Genomic DNA, 18,289 nt, shown 5'->3' on the forward strand with positions numbered 1-18,289 from the left:
CTTATCTAAATCCTAGTTCTTTTAATTTTGACTGATAGTTATCAAAATCAATTTCAATCCCTTGACCGCCATACAAATCATAACTGTCAATCCAATCACCATCCGAAGGAATGGTTTGCGAATTGATCCCTTTTTTGAAACTACCAGCATTTGAAAGTCCCAAATCCAACATATCAGTCATACTCATATTGGTTGAGGTCAGTGAGTAAACCTTCCCCAAAGCCTCAGGTCCATTGAAGAGATTAAGTGGATTCTTAAGCTGCTTCATAACAGCCTGCATCACTTGTTGCTGGCGCTTGGTACGGCCATAATCTCCCTCGTCATCCTTACGGAAACGAGCATAATTCAGAAGGGTGCGGCCATCCATATCTTGCTTACCAACTTTAATGGTTTGATTTGGCACGTGACCGTTCTTGTCCATCTTCAAATCATCTGGAACTTGAACCGAAGATACTTTTTTACCATCGATGGTCGCAAACTTCGCATTGATTTCTACACCATTTGGGAAGAGGGTATCAACCCCTGTCGCAAAGGTTTCAAAGTCAACCATGGCATAGTACTTGATATCAATATCAAAGTTGCGTTTGAGCGTCTCACGCATGAGCTCTGCCCCTTGATGATTATTTTGCTCACCAATATTGAAAGCCGTATTGAGTTTCAAGTCCTGAGAATAGTCGGTTTCTGAAGCCCCCTTGATATTGACTAAGGTGTCTCGCATAAAGCTAACCATCTTAACCTTACCTTCTTTATTGCCCACGTTGACTACCATAATGGAGTCTGTTCTGGCATCGGTAGATTCTTGGCTAACGCGCTGGTCAGAACCTAGAATAAGGATATTGACCCCATCCTTGGTATCCTTACCATTAAAGGTCTCAACTATGGCAGGCTGGTAGGATTTACCATTATTACCCGCGGCAGAAAGGTCTGTTCCCTTGTAAAATTGATAAGCCATGGCTATCACTAGGAACACAACTCCAAGACTCAAGCAACTAAGTACTAGCTTAACAACCTTCTTGAGCCTTCTCTTTTTCTTTGGTCGCTTCTTCTTGGCTACTTGCGACTTGGACCTTGGAGCCGACGTTGCTGAAGGGGACGCTTGTCTTTGAACCTTTTTACGTTTAGGTTGACTTTGAGCAACTTCCTCTCGATAGATGGGAAGCCCTTCCTCTGTCAGCTGATTGGCAGCCTCATAATCACGCTCTTGATAGTAGTCATAACGATTGTCATAAGGCTGACGCCATGCTGCTTAATAGTCCTCTCTTTGCGCTTGATATCTCCGCTCAGCTTCATAGGCATCTAACTTTCCTTGGAGATAATTGAATTCTGAAGCCTGCTGTCCATTCAGGTGAGCAAGATTTTTTAAAAGATAGCTGTAACGTAACCGTTCATGATGTGTAAACGGCCCATTGTTAGATTTGGTCATAAGATTTCCCTTTAAATTTCATAGACTTGGTAAGCACCCAAGATTTTATATCCAATTCCAACTGCAGTTAGCTCTTCAAGAGCGAACTGAGCCAACTTTTCCTTTGTATAATCACAATCAATAATGAAGAAATACTCGCCAAGTACCGTCTTCAAAGGACGGCTTTCAATCTTGGTCAAGTCAATGCCTCGCCAGGCAAAGGTCGATAGGGCCTTGTAAAGTGCCCCTGGCATATTGTCAGGCAGGGTCAAGGCCAGCGTTAATTTACAATCAATCTGATTGAGCAGAATCTCAGGCACAGTGTTCCCCAGCACCCAAAATCGGGTATAATTCTTTTCAATCTCCTGGATATCCTTAGCCAATATTTGAAGACCGTATTCCTTAGCAGCTGCATGAGGAGCGATTGCTGCATAAGTCTGATCTGGATTATCAGCGACAAAACGAGCCGCAAAGGCTGTACTTGCTGTTGTCTCAATCTTGGCATGTGGAAAATGCTGTTTAATATACTTTTTCCCTTGGGCAATGGCCTGTGGGTGTGAGAAGATTTTCTCAATTTTCTCATGATGTTTAGTCGCCATCAACTGCTGCTTGATGGGCTGAACAATCTCTGCCACAGCACGAATATCGGCCTGATGGAAGAGATAGTCTAAACTCTCATGAACAGAGCCCTCAATGGAATTTTCCACCGGAATGACCGCGTAATCCACACGTTCCTCTTCATAAGACTTGATAACCTCAGTAATGGTGCCTAATGAAACCAATTCTGCCTCAGGAAAAGCCTTTAAGGCTGCATTATGTGTAAACGACCCACTTGGGCCCAAATAACCTACATACATTTGATAAACCTTGCTACTTCTTCTGGCGTTCGGTTATCAACTGTGACAACCAAATCTGCTAAATCTTGATAGAGTGCCATTCGACCGTCGTAAATAACCTTAAAATCCTCTTTTGAATGATTGAGAAAGACTGGGCGTTGATTTTTGGTATCCTTTTGAATGCGATCATAGACCACATCGAAAGAAGCGTGGAGCCAAACGTTATGCTTACGATTCTTGATCAAGAGCTGACGATTACGCTCCGTTACAACGACACCACCTCCAGTAGAGATGACGACATCATCTCCCTCTTGGAGAAGTTCTTCCAAAGTCTCAGACTCAATCTGACGAAAGGCTGCTTCACCTTCTTTTGCAAAAAAATCAGCAATGGACATGCCGATTTTCTCCTCGATGACCTGATCCATATCAACGAAACGACCATCCAGGTATGGGGCGACGGAACTCTTACCAACTCCCATAAAGCCCAATAAAACTTTAGCCATTGAGCAATCCTTCCAAGTCACTAAAGAAGCTTGGGTAACTTGTATTGATAGCTTCTGCACGTTGCAAGTCAACCTCACCATCTTGAACCAAGAGAGCAGCAATAGCTGTCATCATACCAATTCGGTGGTCACCAAAGGTATTGACCTCTGCTCCATGAAGAGCGGTCTTACCAGTGATAATCATACCATCCTCTGTTGGAACAATATCAGCCCCCATAGCATTCAAGGCATCTGCCACCACCTGAATACGGTCGGTCTCTTTGACCTTGAGTTCTTCAGCATCACGAATCACTGTCTTACCTTGGGCTTGCGTCGCCAAGAGTGTGATAATCGGAAGTTCATCAATCAAACGTGGAATGATATCGCCACCAATTTCAGTTCCTTTAAGTTCTGAAGTTTCAACCGTAATAGTCGCAGATTTGGCAACTTGGTCAATATCTGAAAGGGTAATCTTACCACCCATATCTTTGATCACATCAATGATACCCGTACGTGTCTCGTTGATGCCGACATTTTCCAAGACAATCTTAGAGTTAGGCACCACGAGTCCCGCTACCAACCAAAAGGCCGCTGAAGAAATGTCACCTGGAACCACGACTTCTTGAGCAGTAAAGCTTTGGCCACCAGAAATACGAATTTCCTTGCCATCTACTTGAAGCTGACCACCAAACTGCTGAATCATATCCTCTGTATGATTACGTGTTTTTTCCTTTTCAATGATGACAGATTCACCATCAGCTTGAAGCGCTGCAAAAATAAGAGCAGATTTAACCTGAGCAGAGGCCACTGGCAATTGGTAATGAATAGGTTTAAGGGACTTGCTACCGTGCATTTTCAATGGTGGCAAATCACGGTCTGTTTGACCAGAAACCTCTACACCCATCTGACGCAAGGGAATGGTCACACGGTCCATCGGACGTTTTGAAAGGGAATCATCTCCAAACATCTCTACATCGAAATCTTGACCTGCAAGCACACCTGAAATCAAGCGAATGGATGTTCCAGAGTTACCCATGTCCAATTTGTTTTGAGGAGCCTTGAGACCATCAAAACCAACACCGTGAATGCGTACCACATCACCATCATCCTCGATAGTCACACCCAAATCACGGAAGACCTGCATAGTTGAGAGGACATCCTCACCTCGTAAAATATCACGAACAGTTGTCACACCTTTGGCAAGACTTCCGAACATAATCGAACGGTGACTGATTGACTTGTCACCAGGGATACGCAAGCTGCCATGAAGACCTTGGGCCTTGGTTTCTAGTTTCATAGGTTACTCCTGAAAATTTTATAGTTATTCCCATTATACCATATTTGAAAGCCTAACCATAGACTGAATTGTCAAAATATTCACTCGCTTGTATTGCCATACTTTTCTTTCAAGAAGGCAACCGCCTCTTGAACACGGTTCCGAATCAAGTTAGCAGACTCCTGCAAAAGATTTTTTTCCTCAGCCGACAAAGACAAGCGAACTGGAGCAGCCACCCCATGACGCCCTAGGATGACTGGATAGCCAAGATAGGTTTGATATGCTTCTTGATAGCTTGATACTGCCACTTCTTCTTGAGCATCCGAAAGGATAATAGACACCAAACGAAGAGCCGCACTGGCAATGCCGTAAGACGTATACCCCTTACCATAAAAGACTTTGTGGCCACCCTTCATGGATGCCATGAACAAATTTTGTCGCTCTTCTTCGCTTGTCAATTCTGTAATGTCTTGCCCTTTAACCTTGACTTGACTCCAGGCTGTAAATTGGGAATTCCCATGTTCGCCAAGATTGTAGCCAGATACTGATTTGGGATTGACTGATAAATCATCTCCTACCGCTGCCTTCATTCTCGCCGTATCGAGTAAAGTCCCTGTCCCAATCACACGTTCTCTTGGCCAGCCTGTGAATTCCTGATAGAGGGCCGATACAGCATCTACAGGATTCGAGATAACCAAGAGTATGCCTTTAAAATTCAATTTTTTAAGTGCCTGAGAAACCTGATAAACGGCTTCTCGAGTAAATGGAAATTCAGCAAAGCGATCCTCACCAGCATTATGCTGTAACTGAATGTTTCCAAGAGATGAAATAATCACATCAGCATCTTCAAGTGCCGCATAATCATTGACAACAATGCTTGCATAGCTAGGCAGATTTGCCATGGCATCCTTAAAATCCTGGGCATCTGCCTCGGCCTTCTTCTCATTGATATCTATAAAGACATAGCTATCAGCCAAGCCTTGAGCAATTGCTCCATGAGCTACTGCAGCTCCAACATTTCCCATACCAATAATTCCAATCTTACGACTCATCATTTTCCTCCTTAATATTTCTAGCTTCTTCCTTAGACAATCTCTTTTGAATGCAGAAAAGGGCCTGTCAATTGACACACCCTCTTTGATTAACTATTCAATTCTTGCAAAGGTTTGAAGATGATACGTTCAATATCGTTCAAATAAACAGACAAACCTTGTTGTGCAGTCAAGTATTCTTTCAAAAGGGCATTAGCTTCTACCTTTTGACCCAATTCTTGAACAGCAGCTTGTTCTTCTGCTGTTGGCATTGTACCAGCTTGCATTTTAGCATAGAAATCCTCTTGGAAATCAGTAAACTCTTTGAAAAGAGCGCTAGCTTCAGCATCAGCTGCAATCGCTTCTTTTTTCTCTACCAAAGTTTTGTACTCAGGAAGGGCACGAATGCCACGTTCCAACTCATTTGCTAAATCATAAATATTTGTCATTTTATTCTCCTAGGCGATCACCACATGATAATCCGTATTGGCTTCAATAACAGTCTTAGCATGTGTGCGATCTTTTTCATTTTTAAAAGTAATTTGGAGGATACCGTGAATATCCTCACGATTTTCCTCATTAATACGAAGGTTAACCAAAGACGTTCCTCGCAGCAATTCCATAATGTTAAGGATAACGTCTTCTCGGTCAGGCACATCCACGAAAATATCGAAGGCACTTTCCACGCCACCTTTTTTGTGGATCTCCATCTCTTTACGTTTCTTACGACCGTTGTCAAAGAACTCCCAAATGGCATTCTCATCTTCAGCCTTAATCAAGTCAGCCACATGGTCCAAACGTTTTTTGAAATCTTCAATACGATCCAAAACAGCTGGCCCATTGGTCATGAGAATGGAAGCCCACATGCCAGGTTCACTTTCTGCAATACGGGTCATATCTCGGAAGCCCCCAGCCGCAAAGTGATTGGTCATCTCGTGAGCCTGCGCATAATCAGCTGCCTGCTCCATAAGTCCAGAAGCTAAAAGGTGTGGAAAATGACTGATTTGACTGGTTACACGATCATGTTCAGCCGCATCAATCTCCACATAACGTGATTTAAGCCCTGACAAGATGTCCTTAAGTTCAGGGATAGTTGTCTCTCTTGTTAGACTCGTCGGTGTGAAAATATAATAGGCATTTTCGAAAAGTGTCACGTCAGCTGCAATAGCCCCTGATTTATGGGAACCAGCCATAGGGTGAGAACCTACAAACTGAACATTTTTACCTGTTAGGTAACGTTCAGCTGCCTCAACGATATCCAACTTAGTAGACCCTGCGTCCGTGATGATGACATTATCTTTGAGATCCAGGTCAGCCAACTCCTTCAAGTAGGCCACCGTTTGCTTAATTGGCACTGCAAGGACAATAACATCCGCAAGGGGAGCAAATTCTTTGAAATCACTTGTTGCACGGTCAACAATCCCACGCTCAAGTGCAATATTTCGAGAATAGTCAGAGCGATTATATCCAAGAATCTCATAATCAGGGTGGTCCCTTTTAATCCCTAAGGCTAAAGAGCCACCAATCAAGCCCAATCCTGCGATATAAATAGTTTTCTTACTCATTACTACTCCCATCTATTGTCTGATGCTGCTTAAAAGTTTTTCACATAGTCACGGTGACGTGCTACCGCTTCTTTCAATTCTTCCATGTTGTCAGAAGAGAATTTGTCCAAGATTTCATTGGCTACGACTGTAGCGACTACGGATTCCATAACGACACCCGCTGCAGGCAAGGCCGTTGGATCTGAACGCTCGACTGTTGCCTTGTATGGTTCATGTGTTTCGATATCTACTGACATCAATGGCTTGTATAGGGTTGGAATAGGTTTCATAACCCCACGGACCACAATCGGTTGCCCGTTGGTCATACCACCTTCAAAACCACCAAGGTTGTTAGTGCGACGCGTATAGCCATCCTCTTCATTCCAGAGAATCTCGTCCATTACTTGAGAGCCCTTGAGGTAGCCATCCTTGAAACCAAGACCAAATTCTACACCCTTGAAGGCATTGATGGACACCACTGCTTGAGCAATCTTAGCATCAAGTTTGGTATCCCATTGGACATAAGAACCAAGGCCAACAGGGACGCCGCCAACAACAGTTTCAACGACACCACCGATTGTGTCTCCCTCTTTTTTGATTTGGTCAATGAAATCTTTAATTTCCTGTTCACGTTCTTGGTTAACAACTGAAATCTCTGATTGTTGGGCCAATTCCTTGATTTGAGCTACTGTCAAATTCTCAGGCACATCAATTTCCTTACCACCAAAGACAACGACATGGTTAGCAATTTCAATATCAAGCTCAGCCAAGATACGTTTAGCGACAGCACCTACTGCCACACGCATGGTTGTTTCACGCGCACTAGAACGTTCCAAAGAATTACGCAAATCATCGAAACGGTATTTCATTCCACCAACTAAGTCAGCATGTCCTGGACGTGGGTGAGTGATTTTACGTTTGGTTTTCAAACGGTCCTCAATATCTTCCACAGCCATGATGTCCAACCATTTTTGATGGTCCTTATTGATAACATGAAGGGTGATTGGAGCCCCTGTTGTTTTCCCATGACGCACACCAGAAGTGATTTCAACCTTATCAGACTCAATTTTCATACGGCCACCACGACCATAACCACCTTGGCGGCGTTTCAAATCGCCATTGATATCTTCTGCCGTCAAGGGAAGACCAGCTGGAACACCTTCGATAATTGCTGTTAAACGTGGGCCGTGAGACTCACCTGCTGTTAAATATCTCATTTATTTCTCCAAGTACTCTTTCATTTCAACTAAAGGAATTTGATTGATTGCTGCCTTACCAATCTCAGGAACGATAACTGTCTTAATGCTATTACCACGGGCTTTTTTGTCATGTGTGAGGGCTGTATAAAGCTCCTCAACACGCCATGGCTCATAGTCTACTGGCAAGCCAAACTTAACACACATCTCAGCAATTTGACGTGTGATTCCCTTAGGCATGAGGCCTTTTTCCTCAGCAACACGTGAAATCTGAACCATTCCGATAGCCACCGCTTCACCGTGCATGACTTTACCGTAACCAGCTGTTTGTTCAACGGCATGCCCAATCGTATGACCAAAGTTTAGATACATACGGACGCCACCTTCAAACTCGTCTTCAACCACAATTTTACGCTTAACATTACATGAACGATAAATGATAGTTTCTGAGTTTTCTAGGATACTGTGAACTGAACCATCAATGCTTTCAAGCAAGTGCCAAAGCTCAGGGTCATCAATCAAACCGTATTTGACAACCTCACCCATACCTTCAATCAATTCGCGTTTACCAAGTGTCTCAAGAACATTAGGATCAATCAAAACCCCATCAGGCTGAGCAAAAGTTCCCACGATATTTTTAGCAAATGGTGTGTTCACACCTGTCTTACCACCAATAGATGAATCCACTTGGGCAGTTAGACTAGTTGGAACCTGAACGAAGTGAATGCCACGCATATAGGTCGAAGCGACAAAACCTGCCAAATCACCAACAACGCCACCACCAAGAGCAAGGATACCATCACTACGAGTCATGCCATTCTTAATCAAAAACTCATAAGCCTTATTAACAGTTTTAAGATTCTTACTTGCTTCACCTTCTAGGAAATCAAAAACGACTACCTCAAAACCTTCGTGCTCCAAGCTAAGCTTAACTTTTTCTGCATATAGAGCTCCCACATGATTGTCCGTGATAAGTGCAATCTTTTGTGGTTCCCAAAGTGACTTCACCCATTGACCTACGGTCTTAAGGGCTCCTTTTTCAATAATAATGTCATAAGGGTTATGTGTTAAATTTACCTCTAGTTTCATAGTCGTCCCCTCCTAGCTATTGTAAATATTTTCTAATTCCTGCCAAATGGCGTCTGTTGGCATGTCCTTGCCGGTCCACATTTTAAAGGCACCTGCCGCTTGATGAAGCAACATGCCAAGTCCATTCACAGCCTCGATTCCCTGTTTTCTAGCCAAGGCCAAGAAAGGTGTTTCAAAAGGCTGATAAATGATATCAGCTACCAAGAGTCCCCTAGGAAATTTTGTGTCTGTAGGAATGGGCAAGGATTCGCCATCCATCCCCACACTCGTCGCATTCACCAATAAATCAGCCTGGCCTAGTTCCTCTTGAAAATACTCAAGATCATTTAAAGCATGAAACTCCAAGTGGCAAGTTGCCTGTTCAAGTAAGGACTTAAAACTTTCTTTTGCCTTATCCAATGACTGAGGGCGAACGTAGACACTGACTTTTTTTGCACCATCAAGAACTGCCTGCGTCACAATAGCTTTAGCGGCACCACCAGCACCCAAAATCATCAGATGAGCGTCTCTAGGGCTAAAGTTCTTTAGACTAGCAAAGAAGCCAAAACCGTCCGTATTATGACCAATCAAATGACCATCACGATTAACAACTGTATTGACGGCACCAATCAGTTGAGCTGCAGGACTAATTTCATCCAAAAAAGGAATGACTGCTTCCTTATATGGCATCGACAAGTTGATACCGAACATGTTGTAACGTCTAATATTTTCAACTGTCTCGGCTAGGTCTGACTCTGGAATCTCCCAGGCCACATAAACACCATTAACTTGTGTCTTTTCGAAGGCCGAATTATGAATGAATGGTGAAATAGAATGCTTGATAGGATTGGCAACAACAGCCGCTAGGCGTGTGTGTCCATCAATCTGCATCCAAAACCTCCCTGATTCTACGCATATCTGCAAGACCAACTTGTCCCGGAGCACTAGCATTATCAAGACTAGCAAAGGTCCATGATGACCCCACCAAATCTCCCGCAAAACGTGACAAACGACCTAGTTTACCCATTGACATAGTTACAAACTCTTGTTCAGGATTATAGGCCTTGAAACCACGTGTGAAGTTCATAAGGTCAAGAACATCCTGCTCATGCTTAGGCATAACCGCCACCTTAACCACTCTCGGCGTTAAGTTTGTCATCTCAGACAAAAGCTCCATAAGGTTTTCAGGGGTCTCCTCAAAGTTATGATAGGACAAAACCAAGTTTGAAAATTCGAGCATTTGGTCAAAGACAGCCTTACGTGTGAAATACTCAAAATCAATATAATCTGGCGAATAGATAGCAGCTACATCCTTAATTAGTGCGATGTATTCCGCATCCGTTAACTCAAGCTTGCCACCCTCACGCGTCGTACGGATGGTAAAGACAATCTCAAAGCCTGCGAATTTCTCGAAAATAGCTGGAGCAACCGTTAAGATACTATCCTTATCTAAAAAATCTGCACGCCATTCTATAATGTCTGCCCCCTCAAAACGAGACAGTTCAAGCTCTTGTGCCTCCTCTAAACTAGTTGGCATAATCGGAACTACAATTTTCATTTATTTACCCTTATTGTGTATACTTTCAAATAATTTGATGTTGGATCATTAGGATTGACGGTAAAATCCGCTGGTAATTGTTGCAGGTTAACGAAGTCCGCTGTAACATCTCCCAAACCCTTACGCAGTTGTTTTTTAAACTGTTGCACGGTCATATTAGCAGCATTGGTACTTGCAATGATTGTCCCATGCTCTGATAAAATATCAAGACTCTGTGCAATTAACTTGTGGTAATCCTTATTTGCTGAGAAAGTGCGTTTCTTATTTCTGGCAAAGCTTGGCGGATCGATGACGATAAGGTCATAAGATAAGCCTTTTTTCTTTGCATATTTGAAATAATCAAAGACATCCATCACGACCAAGCGATGATTGTCCATACTGAAACCATTAGCTTCAAAATGAGCCGTCGATAATTCACGTGAACGCTTAGCCAAATCAACTGATGTCGTTTCAATCGCTCCACCCATAGCCGCAGCAACTGAAAAAGCTGCCGTATAGGAGAACATATTCAAAACTGATTTACCCAAAGCTAGGCCATTAACTAAACCATCACGCACTTCATGCTGATCAAGGAAAATTCCCGTCATTAGCCCATCATTGAGGAAAACTTCATAAGTGACCCCATTTTCTAAAATGGTGAAGGTATCAGCCGCCTCTTGCCCAAAAAGATGGTCTGATTCGAAATCAAGACCCTTGAAGCGGATTTTCTCATAGCCTCCCAAGACCTCAGGAAAGACCGTTTGGAAAGCCTCTACAATAATATCCTTCAAGAAATAAACAAAGGCATTGTACCATGAAAAGAGGGCATAATCCCCATATAAATCAATTGTGAGTCCACCAAAATCGTCACCATCTTGGTTGAAAAGACGAAAAGCTGTCGTCAACTCATTACCATAATAGGATTGACGTTTGGCCTTAGCCTTTTCAAAAAGTCCTTGAAAATAAGTCACTGTCAATTTTTGTTTTTTAGGGGACAGAAACCATCCTATCCCCTTATTTTGACTTGACAAATAGCCCGTTCCTAAAAAATCTTTGGACTGGCTATAAAGGTAAACCAACTGATCATTTTCAGTGATATTTGGAAAATCTTCCGCTAAAAGAAGCTGTTTTCCTTGTTTGATTTTTTTCTCCGCAAAGGGACTTACCGTCAATATACTCATGTTACTATTATACCAAAAAAATGCTATTATTTCTGTTTCGTAACTAGATTTTATCAATTATATGTCAAGGAATATCACACTCAATGGCAGTAAATTTTTGAGAGTCATTATCTTATTTGGTATAATGATTAAGATAATATAGAATCAAAGGAAGTATTACTTTGAAAAAAATTAATGAAGCCTTTTGGAAAGGAGTTTCATCAAGACTTGGATTTATCCTCTTGTTACTCTTCTTTTACTGGCTAAAAACCATATTCGCTTATTACGTCAACATTAATCTTGAGTTGGAAAGCAGATATCAGGTTATGCTTTCGCTGATTAACCCTATTCCACTAGGATTAATGCTTCTAGGTTTAGGACTATACTTTAAGAAACGACGTTTCTTTTATAGCATTACCATTGCTATCTATGTCATCCTCAACCTCTTACTTATTGCTAATGTGATTTACTTTGGAGAGTTTACAGACTTCATCACTGTAAATACCATCCTAGCAAGTTCTAGTTCAGCAGCAGGACTAGGAGACTCCGCCAAGAACCTTCTTGAGCCAAGCTATCTCTTCTACCTGATTGATGTACCTTTCTTCATCTATGCTGGTTTCAGGAAGAAGCTTAAGATGGACAGCAAGCCATTTAACAAACGAGCTAGTTTTGCCGTCACTGCACTCTCAACACTCCTTCTCTCAGTTAACCTCTTCTTAGCGGAAGTTAACCGTGGCGAGTTGTTGACACGTGGTTTCTCAAATAACTATATTGTTCGTGCTATGGGGATTCCCTTCTTCACAGCCTATTCTGGTAACTTAACTTATCAGGCCTCACAGGCTCGTTCATCTGCAACAGCTGAGGATATGAAAAAGGTTGAAGCTTACGTTAAAGAGCACTATGCAGCACCTGATCCTAAGTATTACGGAATTGCTAAAGGAAGAAACGTCATCGTTATTCACCTGGAAAGCTTCCAACAGTTCCTCATTGATTACAAGCTCAAAGTAGACGGTCAAGACTATGAGGTTACACCATTCATCAATTCCATTTACCACTCAAACGAAACCCTAGCCTTTTCAAACTTCTTCCACCAAGTTAAATCAGGGAAAACTTCTGATGCTGAAACCTTGATGGAAACGTCTCTCTTTGGACTAAGCACAGGCTCATACATGGTAAACTATGGTGGTACCAATACAGCCTATGCTGCGCCATCTATCCTAGCTCAAACAGGCGACTATACGTCAGCTGTTTTCCACGGAAACACTGGATCCTTCTGGAATCGTAATAATACCTATAAACAATGGGGTTATAACTACTTCTTTGACTCATCAGCCTTCACTGAAAAAACTGATGAAAACTCCTTCCAGTATGGTCTAAATGACAAGTACATGTTCCCAGATTCCATCAAATATCTGGAACAAATGCAACAACCTTTCTACGTTAAATACCTTACAGTATCTAACCACTACCCATACACTTCACTCTCAGGCGATGAAAAGGAACAAGGTTTCCCACTCGCTGAAACAAAAGACGAAACAGTCAACGGATATTTTGCAACAGCTAACTATCTTGACTCAGCAATCAAAGACTTCTTTGATTACCTTAAGGAAACCGGTCTTTACGATAACTCGATTATTGTCATGTACGGTGACCACTATGGTATCTCTGATACACGAAGCAGCAATCTTGCTGAACTTCTCGGTAAGAACCCTGAAACTTGGTCAAACTATGATAAAGCCATGCTTCAACGTGTTCCTTACATGATTCATATTCCAGGTTATACTGGTGGTGGTATCTCTAACACCTTTGGTGGTGAGGTCGATGCCCTTCCAACTCTCCTTCACATTCTTGGTGTTGACACCAGCTCTTATATCCAGATGGGACAAGACCTCCTATCTCCTGATAACAAGCAAATTGTCGCATTTAGAACCTCAGGTCAATATGTTACTCCTCAATACACTAGCTATTCTGGTCGACTCTATAATACTCAAACAGGGGAAGAAATTACCAACCCTGATGAAACGACTAAAAAGGATAACGAAGCCATTCGTAAGGCAGTAGCCACTCAGCTTTCAATGAGTGACGCTGTTCAAACAGGTGACCTCCTTCGTTTCTATACGCCAAATGGTTTGAAACCTGTTGATTCTAGCAAAATTTCCTACACTAAACAGATGGATCAACTGAAACAGATCAACAAAAAGCTGAAAGATAAATCAACTAGCCTCTACAAGCAAAAAGGCAATAAATCAACAGCTGATCTATTCAAGACCCCATCTTACAAGGAGCTACATCCTGCTGAATCCGAATCAAGCTCTAGCTCAAGTTCGGGTGAATCAGAGCCAAGCAGCTCTTCAACGGAACAACAATAACCCCTAAAGGCAGTCCAATATGGACTGCCTTTTTTAGATTAAACAAGTTTCAATACCACTTGGCTGCAAAATTGTAACTCTCATCTCACTAGTTACTCTCAAACATATTTCTTGCTAGTTTGCTATAAGCGTGATTAAATAGGATTTGTAAGAAAACTTATAAAGGAGAACCGATATGAATCCAATGGAATTATTTAACCAAGTAAAAGAAATGATCGAAAAGAAAGATTTCGAAGCTGCTAAAAAGTTTGTCGATGAAAACAAAGATGATTTGGGCGAGTACTTCGACCAAGCTAAATCTCTTGTGTCAGGTAACGAAATGGTCAGTGGCGCTTTAGACAAGATTAAAGGTCTATTCTAAGACTAAATCCCCGCAGTCAATAGGATTGCGGGGGCTTTTTATGTCTAGAAGTCCTATTTAGAGACGGTGCCTAGCTTAGTCAAAAGTTCTTTAGAACAAGCAAAAAAAGAGATTCCCTAAGGAACCTCTTTTTATTCTATATGACTATAGAATTATTTTTTCAAGTTGTAGAATGATTTCAAACCACGGTATTCTGTTAGTGCAGTTTGAAATAAGTATATAATAGGAAGAAAACCTATTAAATAAGGATATATGCGTGTAAGATATAGTCGGTAAAACTTACATAAAGTTACTAAAGTTTACACTTATTGCCCCTTATTTGCCCCATTTTATAATAAAAAAGACTTGGCAGCAACGGCTACCAAGCGACATGAAAAAAACAAAAACATTCTGCACGCAACTGCTCAAATGCCTATGTATAGTGTACCTCTATTTAGGTTAAATGTCTAAATAAAAAACCCCGACTAAAAGCCGGGGGACAGTTCGAGAAAATACCGAAATGACGCCAAATATTCCTTAATCATAGTATCACTTATATAGTGAAATAACAAATAAAAAAAAAGTTTATCTTCGGGAACATATTGTGTATTTTTGGGAACTGATGTATAATGTATTTACTATTAAATAAAGGGAAAAAGCGCATGAGAAACAACGAGGAAATTATTTCGCTAATAAAAAGCTATTTAGATAATAGTTCTATGTCGATGTCTGAATTAGCTAACAAAGCGGGGGTTTCAAAATCGACTTTATCAAGATACCTTTCTGGAAGTCGAGTGTTCCCGCTGAACAAAGCGGACGATTTTGCCAGTGCTTTAGGTTTAACAACAGAACAATTCTTGAATGTAAAACCTAGCTCGAATGATACCAACACCCACGACATCGACGAAATCATAGCTAACGCTATGATGTTCGACGGCAAGCCGCTGACAGAGGACGACAAACGTGCCATTCGTGGCATCATAGCGGGTTATATGAGCAGCAAGGAGGATTGAGGATGAAAGAGATAATCTATTTGGATACAAATTTAGTTAACTCTCTGCTCGCCCAGAAAAATGCGGGGTTGGTCACAAAATTGGTTGATGAAAACAGTGAATCTGACTCTAATGCAGAGGGCGGTGTTAAACAAACTGCGGTTTCTGTTTCTGGTGGGGTTTCTACTTTAGTCAAGGCAGACGTTAATCACTCAGCCACTGAGAACGAAAATTACAATATTGTCTTCTCACGATCAAATAGAAATCTAATCGAGACAGCATTAGACGATTACTCTCTTGATTTGCTACTTCAAGAATTGGAAGGTGACAAGCTTTTAAAATCTTCCGACTTTCAAGATGGCGACTTTGTCTTCACTGAAGGAAAACTTGACTTCTTCGACTTTGAGCAATTGAAAAAAGTCTTTACTTTTGATGAAATCGAAGATATTCTTCCCGGATATGACGAGTTTAAAAAACTTCAGTCTGAATACAAAAAAGTAAAGAATAACACCAAAAAAGAGCAATTAAAAGACGAGATTTCGCATAACGGATGGAATAACCTCGATTCCATTCGGTCAATGTCAGCCTATTTCGAAAGGTTATTTCCGTCCTCTAATTTGGCCAAAGTGTCAAATACTATTAGTGTTTTGCCTAAGGAGTTCATGAAGACCCCGACTGCCCAACTTGGGCTCATGCAACTCAGTGGAAGGCAAATAAAAATACTAGGTATCTGCTCATCTACATTTGATGAACAGACACCTAGTGACTTGTCTATGATGGCTAGCAGTATGGAACTTTTGAAAAAGGCACCTACAGCAATTATTACTACAATGCTTGATTCATTCGGTTTGGTATCAAGTGGCGATTATTTGATTCGTCCTATTGCTATTTACTATGAGGGCTAAAAAGGTGAATATATCTACTTTCGAAAGTCTTTTGCTTAGATTCCAGTCTCTCCTGACCGTTCTTAATTAAGATATGATTATCTGACATATTCTTTAGGTTACGAGCTGCAATTTTTGAGTGCTGGTCTTCGATAGATTGCTTGTTGCGTTTTATTTGTTTAAAAAATGACAACTAAATCACCACCTCTCTATATATAAATTTTAGCAAAAAGATACTTGCTAGTAAATAAACTAATGGAGGCTTTATGCCTGAAAAAGAATTACTTGAGCAGTTCCACGTCTCTATCTGTGAGTTTGATTCTAGTCAGTGGTCCAGAAACGGCTTTATCGACCCGATAAATAGAGGTTGTTTACATCAACGGGGATTTACCCCAGACACTCGTTTAAAAGTCATTCTGCACGAATTAGGGCACTTAGAACACAATTCTAAAAACTATGAACGGTTACGGGAAAAGTATGAGGTCCAAGCAAATAGAGACATGATCCGTGGACTGCTCGAAAACGAAAATCTTGACGATTTTGACTACGTCCGTTTTATGGAACGGTATAATTTAAAAACCATCGCTAATGAAACGATGGTGATTGATGAATATAGATCTTTAATTGATTAAAAAAGGAGAAATTATTATGGGAGCTACTTCTATTTCTGTTAGACAAGTTTCTGAATTTGAAATACCGAACGGGACTACAGATATCAAAAAAGCCAATGTTACCATTGGCTCAATTACAACAACTGACAAAACATTGACCATAGAAGGAAAAGTATACACTAAATTTAAAGGAAGTTATACAAAGACAATCGACGATGAAATCTTGGTATATAACTCTGATGCTGACGAATATCAACAATACGACAATTACCAAAAAGCTTTTGAATTCGATATTTTTTATTCGCAAACTGACCAATTATTATTTTTGGCTACAACAACTCCTACCGCAAAAAAATTTTTAAAAGAATTGGAAAAAATTGATACACTAAATATTAAATATACATCGTTAAAATTTGATTTAATGGCAATTTCCAACATGATGCCACAAACAAAAGGAGTTAGTTTTAATAGTACTGATGCCGGTGTCTCAAGTAAGTCATTTTCAGGAGACGAGGTCGATGTAAACGATGAAGCAAGCGAAGCTTTGGAGAATGATGAAGCAACAAAGATAATAGGTACATTGGATATATTGGGTAAATCAAGAACAATAATGCTGACTCAGTCTGGTACTATTCTCTCTTTCACATCTTTGACAGATATCTCCGAACAAAAAGAATATCCGATGCTAGAATTTTCTATCGCAACACTAATGAAAATTGGAGTGCTATCATAACCGTGACAATGGTATATATTCTTTAATTAATTTTTCTATGTCTTGACGATTAATAGAAGTTCCATAAATCTTATTTAGGGTAGTTTTGACCGATAGATCATTGTCCTTAAATTGCAAATCAAATTTCTTTACTTCTTTTTTTCCAAGATGCCGTACAGTCATTCTGTAAAATGGATTATATTCCCTGTGTTTATCAGTCTTAATGGTTACATCAAACCGTTCTTTGCTACTTTCTTCCATAGAATAAATCGAAAACAGATTATCTCTTAGTGACAAAAAAGAGTCCCACTGTTTTTTTACATCTCTATACGCTAATTGATAGTCAGCCTTGAATATCAATCTCTGTCCATTGCTTTCTGGATGTAAACTAATACTCAACTTATTTCTTATACCTCTTGTTGATTCTATATCTATATAGATATCTTCATGAGTTTTGCTGAAAGTAGCTTCATTTATGGAATAGTCATTTTCCTTAAGTATGGATCGGGTTTGCTTTTCTAATTGGTTAAGTGTAATAGTTTCTTTTAAAAACTTAGAACTTTTTGGGGTAAAAGAAACTGTTTTTAAAAATAGATAGGCTCTAAATTTGTTCCAATGAATATAAAGCCAATCAATTTCGGAATACAAAGCAGCAATAATGGGAACAATTCCGATGAAACTAGTCAGATTTATCACAGTAGGTGAAAGTAAAGCTTGATAAAAGTTCGCCAATGTCCATATCAGAGAAGTAATTATAAGAATTATTTTTATTTTTTTCATATTGTCGCTCCAAATAGTCTTTTATAGTATTGTAACATAAAAATCCCCACTCTCGCCATCGTCAAACTT

18 protein-coding genes and 1 pseudogene are annotated in these 18,289 nt (G+C 40.6%); 6 read left to right on the top strand and 13 right to left on the bottom strand.

Annotated elements, in window-relative coordinates; all coding sequences use genetic code 11:
• Position 1: 1 nt before the first annotated feature.
• The 12 genes and pseudogenes from NSQ79_RS06885 to NSQ79_RS06940 all read right to left on the bottom strand — a co-directional run bounded on the left by NSQ79_RS06885 (position 2) and on the right by NSQ79_RS06940 (position 11,553).
• A pseudogene (locus NSQ79_RS06885) lies at positions 2–1,423 on the bottom strand (LCP family protein).
• Positions 1,424–1,434: 11 nt separating this feature from the next.
• Entirely contained in the window at positions 1,435–2,259 is an 825-nt protein-coding gene (gene pheA / locus NSQ79_RS06890; protein ID WP_301357140.1) for a prephenate dehydratase, read from the bottom strand.
• The gene (locus NSQ79_RS06895; protein WP_339313416.1) at positions 2,250–2,741 is read right to left on the bottom strand and encodes a shikimate kinase; all 492 of its coding nucleotides are present in this window, start codon (positions 2,739–2,741) and stop codon (positions 2,250–2,252) included. The genes pheA and NSQ79_RS06895 overlap by 10 nt, the downstream gene beginning before the upstream one ends.
• Positions 2,734–4,017 (bottom strand): 3-phosphoshikimate 1-carboxyvinyltransferase, encoded by a 1,284-nt coding sequence (gene aroA / locus NSQ79_RS06900; RefSeq protein WP_003093644.1) that lies wholly within the window; start codon positions 4,015–4,017, stop codon positions 2,734–2,736. Before aroA ends, NSQ79_RS06895 begins: the two co-directional genes overlap by 8 nt.
• 80 nt (positions 4,018–4,097) lie before the next feature.
• Complete coding sequence (locus NSQ79_RS06905) at positions 4,098–5,048, bottom strand: L-lactate dehydrogenase (RefSeq protein WP_070847375.1); 951 nt, start codon at positions 5,046–5,048, stop codon at positions 4,098–4,100.
• 89 nt (positions 5,049–5,137) lie between these two features.
• Positions 5,138–5,476, bottom strand: a complete 339-nt coding sequence (locus tag NSQ79_RS06910) for a YlbF/YmcA family competence regulator (protein WP_070847373.1) — start codon at positions 5,474–5,476, stop codon at positions 5,138–5,140.
• Between the two features lie 9 nt (positions 5,477–5,485).
• Complete coding sequence (locus tag NSQ79_RS06915) at positions 5,486–6,592, bottom strand: prephenate dehydrogenase (protein ID WP_070847371.1); 1,107 nt, start codon at positions 6,590–6,592, stop codon at positions 5,486–5,488.
• A gap of 29 nt (positions 6,593–6,621) precedes the next feature.
• A complete protein-coding gene (aroC, locus tag NSQ79_RS06920) occupies positions 6,622–7,788 on the bottom strand; it encodes a chorismate synthase (RefSeq protein WP_021144474.1) in 1,167 nt (388 codons plus the stop codon).
• Complete coding sequence (gene aroB, locus NSQ79_RS06925) at positions 7,789–8,856, bottom strand: 3-dehydroquinate synthase (protein WP_013990891.1); 1,068 nt, start codon at positions 8,854–8,856, stop codon at positions 7,789–7,791.
• A gap of 12 nt (positions 8,857–8,868) precedes the next feature.
• Entirely contained in the window at positions 8,869–9,726 is an 858-nt protein-coding gene (locus NSQ79_RS06930) for a shikimate dehydrogenase (RefSeq protein ID WP_301357139.1), read from the bottom strand.
• On the bottom strand, positions 9,716–10,393 hold the full coding sequence (gene aroD, locus NSQ79_RS06935; RefSeq protein WP_049528987.1) for a type I 3-dehydroquinate dehydratase: 678 nt from the start codon (positions 10,391–10,393) through the stop codon (positions 9,716–9,718). The genes NSQ79_RS06930 and aroD overlap by 11 nt, the downstream gene beginning before the upstream one ends.
• Positions 10,390–11,553 (bottom strand): class I SAM-dependent rRNA methyltransferase, encoded by a 1,164-nt coding sequence (locus NSQ79_RS06940; protein ID WP_339313419.1) that lies wholly within the window; start codon positions 11,551–11,553, stop codon positions 10,390–10,392. The genes aroD and NSQ79_RS06940 overlap by 4 nt, the downstream gene beginning before the upstream one ends.
• A gap of 161 nt (positions 11,554–11,714) precedes the next feature.
• Here NSQ79_RS06940 and NSQ79_RS06945 point away from each other — a divergent pair, with 161 nt between their 5' ends.
• The 6 genes from NSQ79_RS06945 (at position 11,715) to NSQ79_RS06970 (ending at position 17,461) form a co-directional block, all read left to right on the top strand.
• Entirely contained in the window at positions 11,715–13,901 is a 2,187-nt protein-coding gene (locus NSQ79_RS06945) for an LTA synthase family protein (RefSeq protein ID WP_070655107.1), read from the top strand.
• Between the two features lie 175 nt (positions 13,902–14,076).
• On the top strand, positions 14,077–14,262 hold the full coding sequence (locus NSQ79_RS06950) for a hypothetical protein (protein WP_002886071.1): 186 nt from the start codon (positions 14,077–14,079) through the stop codon (positions 14,260–14,262).
• Positions 14,263–14,903: 641 nt separating this feature from the next.
• Positions 14,904–15,254 carry a helix-turn-helix transcriptional regulator gene (locus tag NSQ79_RS06955; RefSeq protein ID WP_339313989.1) on the top strand — a complete coding sequence of 117 codons (351 nt, stop codon included), beginning with the start codon at positions 14,904–14,906 and terminating at the stop codon, positions 15,252–15,254.
• Between the two features lie 2 nt (positions 15,255–15,256).
• Complete coding sequence (locus NSQ79_RS06960) at positions 15,257–16,138, top strand: hypothetical protein (RefSeq protein ID WP_339313421.1); 882 nt, start codon at positions 15,257–15,259, stop codon at positions 16,136–16,138.
• A gap of 245 nt (positions 16,139–16,383) precedes the next feature.
• Entirely contained in the window at positions 16,384–16,749 is a 366-nt protein-coding gene (locus tag NSQ79_RS06965; RefSeq protein ID WP_339313423.1) for an ImmA/IrrE family metallo-endopeptidase, read from the top strand.
• 16 nt (positions 16,750–16,765) lie between these two features.
• Positions 16,766–17,461 carry a hypothetical protein gene (locus tag NSQ79_RS06970; protein WP_339313425.1) on the top strand — a complete coding sequence of 232 codons (696 nt, stop codon included), beginning with the start codon at positions 16,766–16,768 and terminating at the stop codon, positions 17,459–17,461.
• Here NSQ79_RS06970 and NSQ79_RS06975 read toward each other — a convergent pair.
• Complete coding sequence (locus tag NSQ79_RS06975) at positions 17,456–18,220, bottom strand: hypothetical protein (RefSeq protein ID WP_339313426.1); 765 nt, start codon at positions 18,218–18,220, stop codon at positions 17,456–17,458. The two genes, NSQ79_RS06970 and NSQ79_RS06975, sit on opposite strands and share 6 nt — an antisense overlap.
• Between the last annotated feature and the right edge of the window lie 69 nt (positions 18,221–18,289).

Source organism: Streptococcus sp. FSL W7-1342 (genome assembly GCF_037966635.1).
Classification (GTDB): domain Bacteria; phylum Bacillota; class Bacilli; order Lactobacillales; family Streptococcaceae; genus Streptococcus; species Streptococcus salivarius_D.

Excerpts from the sequence above, each read along its gene's own strand:
- pheA (WP_301357140.1), bottom strand. The coding sequence starts at position 2,259 with ATGTATGTAGGTTATTTGGGCCCAAGTGGGTCGTTTACACATAATGCA.
- NSQ79_RS06895 (WP_339313416.1), bottom strand. The coding sequence starts at position 2,741 with ATGGCTAAAGTTTTATTGGGCTTTATGGGAGTTGGTAAGAGTTCCGTC.
- aroA (WP_003093644.1), bottom strand. The coding sequence starts at position 4,017 with ATGAAACTAGAAACCAAGGCCCAAGGTCTTCATGGCAGCTTGCGTATC.
- NSQ79_RS06905 (WP_070847375.1), bottom strand. The coding sequence starts at position 5,048 with ATGAGTCGTAAGATTGGAATTATTGGTATGGGAAATGTTGGAGCTGCA.
- NSQ79_RS06910 (WP_070847373.1), bottom strand. The coding sequence starts at position 5,476 with ATGACAAATATTTATGATTTAGCAAATGAGTTGGAACGTGGCATTCGT.
- NSQ79_RS06915 (WP_070847371.1), bottom strand. The coding sequence starts at position 6,592 with ATGAGTAAGAAAACTATTTATATCGCAGGATTGGGCTTGATTGGTGGC.
- aroC (WP_021144474.1), bottom strand. The coding sequence starts at position 7,788 with ATGAGATATTTAACAGCAGGTGAGTCTCACGGCCCACGTTTAACAGCA.
- aroB (WP_013990891.1), bottom strand. The coding sequence starts at position 8,856 with ATGAAACTAGAGGTAAATTTAACACATAACCCTTATGACATTATTATT.
- NSQ79_RS06930 (WP_301357139.1), bottom strand. The coding sequence starts at position 9,726 with ATGCAGATTGATGGACACACACGCCTAGCGGCTGTTGTTGCCAATCCT.
- aroD (WP_049528987.1), bottom strand. The coding sequence starts at position 10,393 with ATGAAAATTGTAGTTCCGATTATGCCAACTAGTTTAGAGGAGGCACAA.
- NSQ79_RS06940 (WP_339313419.1), bottom strand. The coding sequence starts at position 11,553 with ATGAGTATATTGACGGTAAGTCCCTTTGCGGAGAAAAAAATCAAACAA.
- NSQ79_RS06950 (WP_002886071.1), top strand. The coding sequence starts at position 14,077 with ATGAATCCAATGGAATTATTTAACCAAGTAAAAGAAATGATCGAAAAG.
- NSQ79_RS06955 (WP_339313989.1), top strand. The coding sequence starts at position 14,904 with ATGAGAAACAACGAGGAAATTATTTCGCTAATAAAAAGCTATTTAGAT.
- NSQ79_RS06960 (WP_339313421.1), top strand. The coding sequence starts at position 15,257 with ATGAAAGAGATAATCTATTTGGATACAAATTTAGTTAACTCTCTGCTC.
- NSQ79_RS06965 (WP_339313423.1), top strand. The coding sequence starts at position 16,384 with ATGCCTGAAAAAGAATTACTTGAGCAGTTCCACGTCTCTATCTGTGAG.
- NSQ79_RS06970 (WP_339313425.1), top strand. The coding sequence starts at position 16,766 with ATGGGAGCTACTTCTATTTCTGTTAGACAAGTTTCTGAATTTGAAATA.
- NSQ79_RS06975 (WP_339313426.1), bottom strand. The coding sequence starts at position 18,220 with ATGAAAAAAATAAAAATAATTCTTATAATTACTTCTCTGATATGGACA.